At 46.7% G+C, this 13,941-nt stretch carries 11 protein-coding genes, 1 tRNA gene and 2 rRNA genes; 2 read left to right on the top strand and 12 right to left on the bottom strand.

Annotated elements, in window-relative coordinates:
* The first annotated feature begins 32 nt into the window (after positions 1-32).
* Positions 33-533, top strand: a complete 501-nt coding sequence (gene tadA, locus MHI38_RS16750) for a tRNA adenosine(34) deaminase TadA (protein ID WP_154892141.1) — start codon at positions 33-35, stop codon at positions 531-533.
* 49 nt (positions 534-582) lie between these two features.
* Positions 583-1,155 (top strand): GNAT family N-acetyltransferase, encoded by a 573-nt coding sequence (locus MHI38_RS16745; RefSeq protein WP_154892142.1) that lies wholly within the window; start codon positions 583-585, stop codon positions 1,153-1,155.
* Positions 1,156-1,324: 169 nt separating this feature from the next.
* Here MHI38_RS16745 and MHI38_RS16740 read toward each other — a convergent pair whose 3' ends face one another.
* The 12 genes from MHI38_RS16740 to MHI38_RS16685 all read right to left on the bottom strand — a co-directional run bounded on the left by MHI38_RS16740 (position 1,325) and on the right by MHI38_RS16685 (position 13,889).
* Positions 1,325-2,419 (bottom strand): hypothetical protein, encoded by a 1,095-nt coding sequence (locus MHI38_RS16740; protein WP_090924890.1) that lies wholly within the window; start codon positions 2,417-2,419, stop codon positions 1,325-1,327.
* Positions 2,420-2,689: 270 nt separating this feature from the next.
* Positions 2,690-2,842 (bottom strand): small acid-soluble spore protein P, encoded by a 153-nt coding sequence (locus MHI38_RS16735; RefSeq protein ID WP_090924891.1) that lies wholly within the window; start codon positions 2,840-2,842, stop codon positions 2,690-2,692.
* 22 nt (positions 2,843-2,864) lie between these two features.
* Complete coding sequence (locus tag MHI38_RS16730; protein ID WP_167375858.1) at positions 2,865-3,041, bottom strand: hypothetical protein; 177 nt, start codon at positions 3,039-3,041, stop codon at positions 2,865-2,867.
* A gap of 25 nt (positions 3,042-3,066) precedes the next feature.
* Positions 3,067-3,408, bottom strand: a complete 342-nt coding sequence (locus MHI38_RS16725; RefSeq protein WP_090924892.1) for a hypothetical protein — start codon at positions 3,406-3,408, stop codon at positions 3,067-3,069.
* A 137-nt stretch (positions 3,409-3,545) separates the two neighbouring features.
* Positions 3,546-3,634 (bottom strand) — tRNA-Ser (locus MHI38_RS16720).
* A gap of 200 nt (positions 3,635-3,834) precedes the next feature.
* Positions 3,835-5,118, bottom strand: coding sequence for a serine--tRNA ligase (gene serS / locus MHI38_RS16715; RefSeq protein WP_090924894.1), 1,284 nt, complete (start codon positions 5,116-5,118; stop codon positions 3,835-3,837).
* A 287-nt stretch (positions 5,119-5,405) separates the two neighbouring features.
* Positions 5,406-5,987 carry a pyridoxal 5'-phosphate synthase glutaminase subunit PdxT gene (gene pdxT, locus MHI38_RS16710; RefSeq protein WP_154892143.1) on the bottom strand — a complete coding sequence of 194 codons (582 nt, stop codon included), beginning with the start codon at positions 5,985-5,987 and terminating at the stop codon, positions 5,406-5,408.
* 18 nt (positions 5,988-6,005) lie between these two features.
* A complete protein-coding gene (pdxS, locus tag MHI38_RS16705; RefSeq protein ID WP_024628815.1) occupies positions 6,006-6,887 on the bottom strand; it encodes a pyridoxal 5'-phosphate synthase lyase subunit PdxS in 882 nt (293 codons plus the stop codon).
* Between the two features lie 182 nt (positions 6,888-7,069).
* Positions 7,070-8,461, bottom strand: a complete 1,392-nt coding sequence (locus tag MHI38_RS16700) for a D-alanyl-D-alanine carboxypeptidase family protein (protein WP_154892144.1) — start codon at positions 8,459-8,461, stop codon at positions 7,070-7,072.
* Positions 8,462-8,881: 420 nt separating this feature from the next.
* Positions 8,882-10,339: an IMP dehydrogenase gene (guaB, locus tag MHI38_RS16695; RefSeq protein WP_090924897.1), complete on the bottom strand. Its 1,458-nt coding sequence runs from the start codon at positions 10,337-10,339 to the stop codon at positions 8,882-8,884.
* A 358-nt stretch (positions 10,340-10,697) separates the two neighbouring features.
* A 5S ribosomal RNA gene (gene rrf, locus MHI38_RS16690) occupies positions 10,698-10,814 on the bottom strand.
* A gap of 148 nt (positions 10,815-10,962) precedes the next feature.
* Positions 10,963-13,889 (bottom strand): 23S ribosomal RNA (locus tag MHI38_RS16685).
* Positions 13,890-13,941 lie beyond the last annotated feature (52 nt).

Here is a 13,941-nt window from a genome sequence, read left to right as displayed (position 1 = left end):
GAATAAATGTTGAAGAAGGGAGTTTTAAGCCTATGAAGGATGATTTTCCCCAGCCTGATCTCACAGTGCTACCCGAGGAAGAGCTGCATGAATATTGGATGAGGCAAGCTATTGCAGAAGCCCAGAAAGCAGAGGCGCTTGGTGAGGTACCTATCGGAGCCGTTATTGTGCGTAACAACGAGATTATCGGCCGCGGGTATAATCTGCGGGAAACCACGCTCGATTCTACTGCCCATGCGGAGATGGTGGCCATTCGAGAGGCAAGCGAAGCCATTGGAGCTTGGCGCTTACTAGACTGTTCACTGTACGTTACTCTCGAACCTTGTCCAATGTGTGCCGGTGCGATTGTGCAATCCAGGGTTCCACGCGTAATCTTCGGTACTGCGGATCCCAAAGCAGGATGTGCAGGGACATTAATGAATTTACTTCAAGAACCGCGCTTCAACCATAGAACCGAGGTTATCCCTGATGTTCTGCAACCGGAGTGTTCTTCCATGCTGACTCAATTTTTCAGACGTTTGCGTAAAAAATAATAACCCTGTAACATAAGAAAACAATATGTGAGAAAGGATGTTTGCTGCAATGGCACTAACACTATACGATACAGCTCATGGCATAAGTCTTCGTTTACTCGACATCAAAGATGCACAAGCCTATCTTGAACTGATTGAGCTTACCCGCATCCCTTATCAAGCAGTTGAACCAATTCGCGAAAATGATTTTTACACGCTTGAAGCTCAGACCCGGCGCATTGAGGATCGCGTGCGAGCTGCTGACGAGGGTACCGGTTATCAGTTCGGTATCTTCACGATTAAGGATGACCTCCTCATCGGGCAAGTCAGTCTGAACAATGTTGTGCTCGGCGTTGCTAATTATGCAGATATGGGTTACTTCATTCATCCGGACTATCAAAGCGGTGGACGAATGACTGCTGCGGTAAAGCTGGCTGTAGCCTATGGGTTTCGTGCTCTGAAGTTAAACCGGGTGCAGGCCGCTGTATTGCCATCAAACCAGGGTTCTAAGCGGGTACTGGAGAAGAACGGATTCCAGCCTGAGGGGATCGCTCGTAAATATTTGAAAATTAACGGGGTCTATCAGGATCATCAAATCTACGCCGTGCTTGCCGAAGATTTGGGAGATGAATTACAGCGCTAAGCCCATTGCCGCACCCTCAGTGATTGTCTACATAATAAACACCACATCATTCCTTGTGTACAGGAGCGAGTGGTATTTATACAAATAAAACCCGCCTAGATACTAGCAGGAAAAGAGCGTTCTCTGCTTGAGTATCAGGCGGGTTTTATTTGTAGATCAGGTTTAGATCTTAATATCCGTAAGAGGAGTTCATCAATTGCTCGAACTCTTCCATCGTAATTACATCGTCACCCGTTGGGATGTTGATTTTGAATTCAGGCTTTTCGTTAATTTTAGTGTATGTGTTCGAACCAGTGAAGGCCAATTTCATTTCGTCTTTGGTATCTTCCGGTTTGATCAGCATGTCAGCAACCATTTTTTGATAAACTGGGAAGTCGTTTTTATCCAACGCAAAATCAATGTTGAATGTGTTGATTGTCAGAACGTTTTTCAATTTATCCAGATCTTTAGTCATTTCAGCTTGATCTGCTTCAGAGATTTTCAAATCTTCTTTGGCTTTGTCAATATCTGCCTGGCTCAGTTGCAACATATCTCTGTACTCTTCTTTAGAGACAATATCCATCACTTTAGGAAGTGCTTTGGTTACCAGTACAGTAACTGCTTCTTTCACATTGTCATTGTTTACAGAGAATTGTACAACCTGCTTCGCGTCTACACCTTCAGGCAACTTTGCATCTTTGGTGTCGAGGTTTTTGAAGAACTTAGCTTCATCATACTCACCCAGTACCGCATCCATGATTTCGTTGCTCAGCTTTTGTGTTTTGGCTGCGTCCAGTGCATCGGGGTTAAATTCTGTACCCTCTTGCTCCGCCAGCTTTTTCAAGTCGAATTCAATAAATTTGCCCACCATATTTTCCGGAATCGGGAAGAATGGGATGTTTGGCACTTTTATATACAATTTCTCTTTGGTCATTACCATAGGAATGTTAAAAGTCATCCCCATATCGCCTTTAAGCTCGATGCCAACGGTCATCTCTGTCTGCATTGGCTCGCTTTGGTATACACCTGTGACATTCAGTTGTGCGTCCTTCAGCATGCTCATAAACTGGGTCATGCTTTGATCGGTCTGAGATGCATCACCAGGTTTATAGCTCAACTCATTAATTGTAAAGTTGGAACTCATTTCGTACGAAGTTAATTTAGAAGCATTCGCTGCAGCCGTCTTCAATGCCTCTTTTGGTTCTTGCTTGCTACTACATGCTGTTAAAGCCAAAGATACGGTTAACAACAACGTAAGAAGAAGCGCCCCCATGCGTTTAGTCATTTGTTTCTCTCCTCTCGTGATAACCCCAAAAAAATAATTCAATACCAATGATATACCATCTCGGCCGATACTGAAACCTAATTTGGGAAAATTGTGATTTTTCCTCTTGAAAATGGCTAGAAAGACCTATGTAAGGTACGGGATGATCTGACTGCTAGTCTTTCCATATGTATGAATACGCAAAAGCCCCCTGTTAGGTAACAAGGGACTTTCGAAATGAAGTGATTTTTTATGTTTGGTACTTATCTTTTGCACGAGAACATTATAGGGTTACCCCTCCGGATTTAGATGATCCACATGGTTCTGATTCTTCACTTTTTTAGAGCCAGACAATGGTTCCTGCATGGAAGAGCGCTTGGATGAATGACGTTGCTGATGGTTATCCCGAGCTTCGGGTACAGGGATTGCTTTTGGTTTACTCATATAAGTGCCTCCTCATCATAGGTTAGGAATGAGATGGGTCTCTATCTTCCGTTTTATCATGATTTAATGCATCCTGATGGCGGCGATCATTGGAATCTTGCTGTATTTGCTGCGCATGATGGCTGTTAACACCAGTTTGTTCGAGATCTCCAACAACATTTTGCAGGTTTTTATCCACGCCCGATTTGGCTTTAGTCATTCCATTCGACCCCTTTTGGTTCGTGTTATGATTTCGTTATCGATTGCAATGACTGAGCACACTCGTGAATATGCCGAGTGTAATCATGCGCCAGTTCCTGAATCGGCTCTGTGCGCTCATCCGTTGTTCGCCCATCCCGTTCCACGTCAACTAGCTCTACACTGACCTCACGGGAATCAACATATTGGCATTTAAAATCAAAAGAGTACATTTCGTGACCTGCTGTTGCAATGTGTATCCGAATCGCCTGATGATTTGCTTCGTCTGCCATAACCTGTGCCTGATCCCCCACATTCAAGACTTCAGGCAAACGCTCCTGCCAAGCACCTACAAGTTCGTTCTGATCAATGTTTAGCTCGCGGTTCATCTTTAACCACCTCCACTTCTATAACGTGCGGAGATGATGATGTTTTTATGCATGCTGAGTAGTTATACTCTTTATATAAAATTAAATCAAAAAAGGACCCGAGCATTATCGCTCGAATCCTTGTTATAAGTGTGATATGGCGGAGAGGGTGGGATTCGAACCCACGTGGGCTTGCACCCTAACGGTTTTCAAGACCGCCCCGTTATGACCGCTTCGGTACCTCTCCAAAAAAATATTTTATAAACTTGCCACGAAAAGTATCATACCATAGATTAATGATGGAATGCAAGTATTTTTATTTAAAATTTATAATAGAACCGGATTTAACAGCCTCCAGCACTGTAACACATCACCCATCCCACCCGCCATCCTCAAATGGCGAATGGAGTAAGATGATTTGTTAATTATGCTATCTTAAACATCGTACTATTTACGGCGAGCGATGACTTCAATCCCACCCATATAAGGACGCAATGCTTCTGGAATAATCACCGTTCCGTCTTCTTGCTGATAGTTCTCCAGAATGGCTGCTACTGTACGTCCCACTGCCAGTCCTGAACCGTTCAGTGTGTGTACAAATTCAGGTTTTGCCTTAGGCTCTCTGCGGAAACGGATATTGGCACGACGTGCCTGGAAGTCTTCGCAGTTGGAGCATGATGAAATCTCGCGGTAGGTATTGCTCTCAGGCAGCCACACTTCAATATCATATGTTTTAGCCGAAGTGAAACCCATATCTGCCGTACAGAGCGTCAACACACGGTAAGGCAAGCCCAGAAGTTGTAGTACACGCTCTGCGTTTTGTGTCATTTTCTCCAGCTCATCATACGATGTCTCTGGTGAAGATAGCTTGAGCAACTCTACCTTGTTGAACTGATGCTGACGGATCAAGCCACGAGTATCCCGTCCAGCCGAACCAGCCTCTGAGCGGAAACAGGAACTATATGCGACAAAATGCTTCGGCAGATCATCGGCATTCAAAATCTCTTCACGGTGGTAGTTCGTTACGGGTACTTCTGCTGTTGGGATCAGATAATACTCGGTATCTCTAAGCTTGAACAGATCTTCCTCGAACTTCGGCAACTGGCCTGTTCCAAACAAGCTGTCCCGGTTCACGATATATGGAGGCAAAATTTCTTCGTATCCGTGCTGATCACTGTGCAAATCCATCATAAAGTTAATCAAAGCACGTTCCAGACGCGCTCCAAGTCCTTTATAAAAGGTAAAACGTGAACCTGTCACTTTGGCTGCTGCTTCAAAATCAAGGATGTCCAGCTCCTGTGCAATCTCCCAGTGCGCTTTTGGCGTGAAAGAGAATGACTTGGGCTCTTCCCAACGGCGAATTTCAACATTATCCTCTTCGGATGTACCTACAGGCACACTTTCATTTGGAATGTTAGGAATCGCCATCGTGAGGTCATTAATTTTAACCTCAAGCTCGCGTACTTCCTCATCCATTGCTTTAATTCGATCGGAGACCTCACGCATCTCGACAATCAAATCATCGGCGTTCTCACGATTTTTCTTCAGTCTGGCTACTTCTGCGGACACGGTGTTACGGCGACTCTTCAGATTCTCACTCTCCTGAAGCAATTCCCGTCGCTTTGCATCGAGCTCCGTAAACCCAGCAATCAGGTCGAGCGATTTGCCACGATTATTTAATGCTTCTTCTACACGTGCATATTCATTCCGCAATATTTTCACATCAAGCACTACGTACCCCTCCTAATAAACCTACATTATAGAGCCTCATGTCAGGCCCGTTCTCGATACATTCATTTAAAAACACAATAATATCTATTATAACCTACAATGTGCTAATAACCGAAAAAACAACCTATGTCCCCGGTTGCCACCTCCGCTGCGATTCCGCTATGCAGCAGTTACAAGCAACATGAGGCATCCGTCCAGATGCAGCTGCCTCCGTAGTCTAGAACAGACAACTGAGGAGTGCTCCGATGACCGGGAGATCATAGGTTGTACATCATACTTTATTTTGCTTATACCGATTGTTTATATGCCCTTGCCATGTCTACAAAGTAAGCATGTAGACGGTAGTCATCCGTCAACTCTGGATGGTAGGAGCAAGCCAGCAAATGTCCCTGGCGTGCTGTCACAATCTCATCTTTATACGTGGAAAGAACCTCGACCTGTTCGCCAACACTCTCAATTAACGGAGCGCGTATAAATACAGCCCGTACCGTCTCATCGATACCTTTTACAGGTAGGTCTGTCTCAAAGCTCTCTCTCTGTCTCCCAAAAGCATTACGGGAAACGGTCATATCCATAAGCTCCAGATGAGCCTCATCCTGACCTTGAATACGCTTGGCCATAACGATCAGACCCGCACAGGTACCGAATACCGGCTTTCCAGCTGCGGCGAAGGCACGAATGGCTTCCATGAACCCATACTTGCGCATGAGCTTTCCGATGGTTGTGCTCTCTCCACCCGGTAAAATCAAGCCATCCAGTTCCTCTAACTGCTGAATTTGCTTAATGGCTACACCTTCAGCTCCAGCACGTTCAATACTGCATATATGTTCTGTAACAGCACCCTGAAGTGCCAAAACGCCGATCTTCATGTCTGAATTCCCCTTCTCTTACCAGCCGCGATCCTGCATACGCTCGGAAGGTGCGAGTTTGGAAATTTCGATGCCTTTCATTGGTGCTCCCAGGTTTTTAGAAACCTCGGCAATCAATTTATAATCGGTATAATGTGTTGTTGCTTCAACGATTGCACGTGCGAATTTCTCCGGGCTGTCCGATTTGAAAATACCAGAACCTACAAATACACCGTCTGCTCCAAGGTGCATCATAAGTGCAGCATCTGCTGGAGTGGCTACGCCGCCCGCTGCAAAGTTAACCACTGGCAATTTTCCGTTCTCATGCACATCCAGCAAAAGCTCATAGGCAACGCCCAGGTTCTTCGCTTCAGCATACAACTCGTCTTTTGACATATTGGTTACTTTACGAATTTGGCCGTTAATGAAACGCATATGACGTACCGCCTCAACAATGTTGCCTGTTCCCGGCTCACCTTTTGTACGAATCATAGATGCTCCTTCACCGATCCGGCGAAGTGCCTCACCCAAGTCTTTCGCTCCACATACAAACGGTACAGTAAACTCATGTTTATCAATATGGAATACTTCATCCGCAGGAGTCAGTACTTCACTCTCATCCAGGTAATCCACACCCAGTGACTCAAGTACTTTAGCTTCTACATAGTGACCAATACGTGCTTTGGCCATAACAGGGATCGTAACAACTTTCATTACTTCTTCCACAATCGTTGGATCAGCCATACGAGCCACTCCACCTGCTGCGCGAATATCAGAAGGAACACGCTCAAGTGCCATTACTGCTGTTGCACCTGCTGCTTCCGCAATTTTAGCTTGCTCAGCGTTCATGACGTCCATGATTACGCCGCCTTTTTGCATTTCAGCCATACCTCTTTTAACGCGTGATGTTCCCGTTTCCATATTCCAAGCCCCCCGTAGTGTATGTGTTGTCTCCCATTTTTCAATAAGCATAATAGCGCTTCTATTCAGATGAAAGAACCTTAGACTTTTATACTGTAATACGTAGAATTCTAACTTGATATTTTACCGGAAAAAGCGTAAATATACAATCCACTCATTCAGTATTAGTTTGTATTTTTCGGTTAAAACAAGTTTTTGATTCCATCGAACAGATCAACGAAGAAGTCTTTGATCGCACGGAAGAATAGGCGGAACCAGCCGCCCTTCTCAGCCTCTTCGGCTGTAATCAGGTTTACCGTTTTTTCCTGAGGTTCCATTCCCTCTGCTTTGTAGGTGTAAGTGACCGTACCAACCTTAGTACCTGCTTTAATTGGTGCAACCAGTTTATCCGCTTCGGTTACACTCGCTTTGAATGTTACGTTCAGGTCTTGAGTACCTTTAGGAACAACAAAACTTACTGCATTGTCGGTTACGACAGGAACTGTCGTCTCTTTCCCTTTTTTCAGAGGTACCGTTTCCCAGCCTTTAACTTTGGTTTTACCTGCAACAGCCTGTTTTACTTCAAAATTATCAAAACCATAATCCAGCACCTTTTTCGTTTCTCTAAAACGTGCGGATTCAGAATCGGTTCCCATCACCACGCTAATCAAACGCATACCGTTACGCTCAGCCGTACCCGTAAAGTTATTGCCTGCGTTGCTCGTATGGCCTGTTTTCATACCATCCAGACCTTCGTAAGCGTAGCTTTTGAAGTTGGTTATATTTTTATTCGCTTCCAGCATCCAGTTATAATTGATAATAGGTGCTTTGTCGTTCGGACGGAATTTGTAGGATTGAATCGTTGTAAAATCTTTGTAGTCAGGATGATCTCTGACGATATATCTACACAAAATAGCAGCGTCTAAAGCGGACATCACCGTTTCCTTGTCTTCTGCTGGACGGAATTCTGCTGGCATGTCTGCACGATCCAGACCAGTAGAGTTAATGAAGTGGGTATCCTTCATACCCATCCGTTTCGCTTCCTCATTCATCATTTTTACGAATTCAGCTTCCGAACCGGCAACATACTCGGCCAATGCCACGGTAGCATCATTGGCCGATCCAACAGCCATGGCGATATACAGATCTTTTACCGTGTGCTGATCACCTTCAGCCAGGAAAATGCGTGATCCGATACTTTTAGCTGCATTTTTTTTAACAGTAACTACATCGTCCCAGCCAAACTTGCCCTGTTTCACTTGTTCAGCAACGATATACTCTGTCATCATCTTCGTCATACTCGCTGGCGGCATCGCTTTATCCGCATCAACTGACAGTAAAATCTGGCCTGTAGAAGCTTCCATCAGGACTGCCGATCTTACATCAAGTCCAAGCGAGTCTACTGAAGGGATACTAACGGCCTTTGCTGGCGTTTTCGTTGTTGTAGCTGCCGCAGTCAGAACCTGACCAGAGTCACTGGCAGCGGCCATAACAGGCATCACTGCAGACATGCATAGCATGTTAAGGAGCATAACGGAGGCTACGCTCTTTTTGAGGATCTGACGTTTTTTCTTATTCATGTGTTTGGCTTTCAATGATGAATACTCCCTTCGGTCTGAAGCTTCTGAATAATGCCTCAGTGCAGCTCAAGCTGCTATTTTCATAGTCCCTGTCACTGTGTCAATGGATATGTGGTTCTCTGCTGAATGCGCTGTATCGAAATGAGCAAGTTCGTTGCTCTATTATTCAGATCAATTGTCACTTCGCTCGCATCTTGCTGAATGCTTATCTTATGTAAAACGTAATAAACATTCTTTCTAGTATGATAAGTCATAACTGGCTTACTTTGAATCTCATAAAAAAATCATGGATCACGTCAAAAAATCGCCGCAACGCCCAGTTCCATCCTAGGACGGTCACCGCTTGTTCTATTCTATCACAGGGGTATCCGCAAAAAAAGACAAGCCCGGCGAAAATCGCCGAGCCTGCCTTGGAAATCATTAACTCACTTCAGATTACAACGAGTAGTTAGGTGCTTCTTTCGTAATCTGCACATCATGTGGGTGGCTCTCGCGAAGGCCAGCGCCTGTAATACGGATAAAGCTTGTGTCATTACGCAATTGATCCAGATTACTCGTTCCGCAGTATCCCATACCCGAACGCAATCCGCCGATCAACTGATGAATTGTATCAGACAAAGGACCTTTGTATGCTACTCGACCCTCAATGCCTTCAGGAACCAGTTTTTTGTCATCATCCTGGAAGTAACGGTCTTTACTGCCTTGTTTCATTGCAGCCATTGAACCCATACCACGATATACTTTATAACTACGTCCTTGGAAGATTTCCGTTTCTCCTGGACTCTCCGCTGTTCCTGCAAACAGGCTTCCCAGCATTACCGCATGAGCACCGGCAGCAAGAGCTTTGGTGATCTCCCCAGAGTATTTAATACCGCCGTCAGCAATGATAGGTACGCCGTATTCACGCGCCACGCTTGCACAATCATATACAGCTGTAACTTGAGGAACACCAATACCTGCAATAACACGAGTAGTACAAATGGAGCCTGGCCCAATACCTACTTTAACAACCGAAGCTCCTGCTTCAATCAGATCACGTGTGGCTTCACCCGTAGCAACGTTGCCTGCAATAATGGTGAGCTCAGGGAAACGTTCGCGTAACTTGCGAACCGCTTCAATAATGTTAATATGATGGCCATGAGCTGAATCTACTGTAATCAGATCCACACCCGCTTTGACCAAAGCGTCTGCACGTTCAAAAGTATCTTTGGAGATACCAATGGCTGCACCAACCAAAAGGCGACCTTGCGCATCCTTCGCAGCTTGTGGGAACTGAATGGCCTTCTCGATATCTTTAATTGTGATAAGGCCCTTCAATGTGTTGGACTCATCCACCAATGGAAGTTTTTCAATTTTATGCTTCTGCAAGATACCTTCTGCCTCTTGCAGTGTTGTACCCACAGGAGCTGTGACCAAATTCTCACGCGTCATGACTTCACTAATCTTGATGTTGAAATCATGGATAAATCGCAAGTCACGGTTTGTCAGAATGCCTACGAGCTTCTGATCTCCTTCAACGATAGGCACACCAGAAATCCGGTATTTTGCCATAACTGCCTCAGCATCAGATACCAGATGTTCAGCTGTAAGTGAAAAAGGATTGGTAATAACACCGCTCTCCGAGCGTTTAACCCGATCCACTTCTTCAGCTTGCTGTTCAACGGACATATTTTTATGAATAATGCCAATACCGCCTTCACGTGCAATGGCAATCGCCAGTGTCGCTTCAGTAACAGTATCCATCCCTGCACTAATCAAAGGAATGTTCAATTTGACGTTATCGCTCAAACGGACCGATACGTCTACTTCTTTAGGCAGTGTCTCGGATTTCCGTGGCACTAGCAATACATCATCAAAGGTGAAGCCTTCCTTACCAAATTTATCTTCCCACACGCAAGTGTTCCTCCTTATGTTTGCTCAGCTTTACGGACCAAAACCCGAAGATTCCAGGCTGTATTGTATGCCGAAAATTCGTTTTCTGAAAATATATTATTGTCCATCTTAGCAAAGCGATATTTAGAATGTCAAGGGAAACTCCTTGGAACAATCAGGTGTGCTTCCCCTTGTATACAAATGTGTTTCTTAGGTGGACAAGCCTTGATAATATAACAAAAGGCGTCCTTTTATTCAGATCGGACGCCTGCTTTTGTTTTGAATGTAGTTTAAGTATTCCTTTAATGAAGATTTTTATGTTCTTCCCTATTTAAACAAAATAAAAACCACCACCGAACATCATCGGCAGTGGTTCTTTGCTTGGCGGCGTCCTACTCTCCCAGGACCCTGCGGTCCAAGTACCATCGGCGCTAGAGGGCTTAACGGTCGTGTTCGGGATGGGTACGTGTGGAACCCCTCCGCCATCGCCACCAAACGCGATTGGTCGAAGCATAGCTTCTTCCATATCAATCAGAACTGAAAATCATACACACATTCCGTGATGTACCGATTTTCACTTCATTCAGAGTGTTGTTCTCTGAAAACTAGATTCGAAACGAAACGCACGCGATCAAAACTTGCTATTGGATAAGCCCTCGACCGATTAGTACTGGTCAGCTCCATGCATTACTGCACTTCCACCCCCAGCCTATCTACCTCGTCGTCTTCAAGGGGTCTTACATACTGGGAAATCTCATCTTGAGGGGGGCTTCACGCTTAGATGCTTTCAGCGCTTATCCCGTCCGTACATAGCTACCCAGCGGTGCTCCTGGCGGAACAACTGGTACACCAGCGGTACGTCCATCCCGGTCCTCTCGTACTAAGGACAGCTCCTCTCAAATTTCCTACGCCCACGACAGATAGGGACCGAACTGTCTCACGACGTTCTGAACCCAGCTCGCGTACCGCTTTAATGGGCGAACAGCCCAACCCTTGGGACCTACTTCAGCCCCAGGATGCGATGAGCCGACATCGAGGTGCCAAACCTCCCCGTCGATGTGGACTCTTGGGGGAGATAAGCCTGTTATCCCCAGGGTAGCTTTTATCCGTTGAGCGATGGCCCTTCCATGCGGTACCACCGGATCACTAAGCCCGACTTTCGTCCCTGCTCGACTTGTAGGTCTCGCAGTCAAGCTCCCTTATGCCTTTGCACTCTTCGAATGATTTCCAACCATTCTGAGGGAACCTTTGGGCGCCTCCGTTACTCTTTAGGAGGCGACCGCCCCAGTCAAACTGCCCACCTGACACTGTCCCCGCACCGGTTTACGGTACCAGGTTAGAACCTAGATACGATCAGGGTGGTATCCCAACGGTGCCTCCACGCAAGCTGGCGCTCACGCTTCAAAGGCTCCCACCTATCCTGTACAGATCGTACCCAAATTCAATATCAAGCTGCAGTAAAGCTCCATGGGGTCTTTCCGTCTTGTCGCGGGTAACCTGCATCTTCACAGGTATTAAAATTTCACCGGATCTCTCGTTGAGACAGCGCCCAAGTCGTTACGCCATTCGTGCGGGTCAGAATTTACCTGACAAGGAATTTCGCTACCTTAGGACCGTTATAGTTACGGCCGCCGTTTACTGGGGCTTCGGTTCACAGCTTCGGGATTACTCCCTAACCACTCCCCTTAACCTTCCAGCACCGGGCAGGCGTCAGCCCGTATACTTCGCCTTACGGCTTCGCACAGACCTGTGTTTTTGCTAAACAGTCGCTTGGGCCTTTTCACTGCGGCCCCCTCGTGCTATTCACACTACCGGGGCACCCCTTCTCCCGAAGTTACGGGGTCATTTTGCCGAGTTCCTTAACGAGAGTTCTTCCGCGCGCCTTAGAATTCTCTTCTCGCCTACCTGTGTCGGTTTGCGGTACGGGCACCTTCATCTGGCTAGAGGCTTTTCTTGGCAGTGTGAGATCATGACCTTCGCTACTGTAATTTTCACTCCCCATCACAGCTCAGCCTTACGGTTAGCGGATTTGCCTACTAACCAGCCTTACTGCTTGGACAGGCATCCATCAGCCTGCGTCACTACCCTACTGCGTCCCCCCATCGCTCGTAACGATTTACGGTGGTACAGGAATTTCGACCTGTTGTCCTTCGACTACGCCTTTCGGCCTCGCCTTAGGTCCCGACTTACCCTGAGCGGACGAGCCTTCCTCAGGAACCCTTAGGCTTTCGGCGGATCAGATTCTCACTGATCTTTTCGTTACTCATACCGGCATTCTCACTTGTATAATGTCCAGCGCTCCTTACGGTACACCTTCAACCCTTATACAACGCTCCCCTACCCCTGATGCAAGCATCAAGCCATAGCTTCGGTGGTGTGTTTAGCCCCGTTACATTTTCGGCGCAGAGTCACTCGACCAGTGAGCTATTACGCACTCTTTCAATGGTGGCTGCTTCTAAGCCAACATCCTGGTTGTCTGTGCAACTCCACATCCTTTCCCACTTAACACACACTTGGGGACCTTAGCTGATGGTCTGGGCTGTTTCCCTTTTGACAATGGATCTTAGCACTCACTGTCTGACTCCCGGAAGTAAGTCTATGGCATTCGGAGTTTGACTGAGCTTGGTAACCCTTGCGGGCCCCGCACCCAATCAGTGCTCTACCTCCACGACTCTGTTTTCCGAGGCTAGCCCTAAAGCTATTTCGGGGAGAACCAGCTATCTCCGAGTTCGATTGGAATTTCTCCGCTACCCCCACCTCATCCCCGCATTTTTCAACATGCGTGGGTTCGGGCCTCCAGTGCGTGTTACCGCACCTTCACCCTGGACAGGGGTAGATCACCCGGTTTCGGGTCTACGTCCACGTACTCATTCGCCCTATTCAGACTCGCTTTCGCTGCGGCTCCGGCTCTTCACCTTAACCTTGCACGGGAACGTAACTCGCCGGTTCATTCTACAAAAGGCACGCCATCACCCCTAAAACGGGCTCTGACTTTTTGTAAGCACACGGTTTCAGGTTCTATTTCACTCCCCTTCCGGGGTGCTTTTCACCTTTCCCTCACGGTACTGCTTCACTATCGGTCGCTAGGAAGTATTTAGCCTTGGCAGATGGTCCTGCCGGATTCATACGGGGTTTCACGTGCCCCGCACTACTCGGGATCCGTCTCGGAGGGAACAGACTTTCAATTACAGGGCTTTTACCTTCTTTGGCGGGCCTTTCCAGACCTCTTCGCTTAACCGGTTCCTTTGTAACTCCATGTGAGACGTCCCACAACCCCAAAGAGCAAGCTCTTTGGTTTGGGCTTCTCCGCGTTCGCTCGCCGCTACTGACGGAATCACTATTGTTTTCTCTTCCTCAGGGTACTTAGATGTTTCAGTTCCCCTGGTATGCCTCTACTTGCCCTATGTATTCAGACAAGAGTAACTGGATATTACCCCAGCTGGGTTTCCCCATTCGGACATCCCCGGATCAAAGCTTGCTTACAGCTCCCCGAGGCAGTTTCGTTGTTCGCCACGTCCTTCATCGGCTCCTAGCGCCTAGGCATCCTCCGTGTGCTCTTAGTAGCTTAACCATTGCGCTCGTGTTCGAGCTGTCACTTCCCTTGGTTTGCTTGCGCAAAGCCA

Source organism: Paenibacillus sp. FSL K6-1558 (assembly GCF_038002565.1).
Lineage (GTDB): Bacteria > Bacillota > Bacilli > Paenibacillales > Paenibacillaceae > Paenibacillus > Paenibacillus polysaccharolyticus.
The sequence above is the reverse complement of the archived record's forward strand: the minus strand, read 5'-3'. Positions and strand labels throughout refer to the sequence as shown.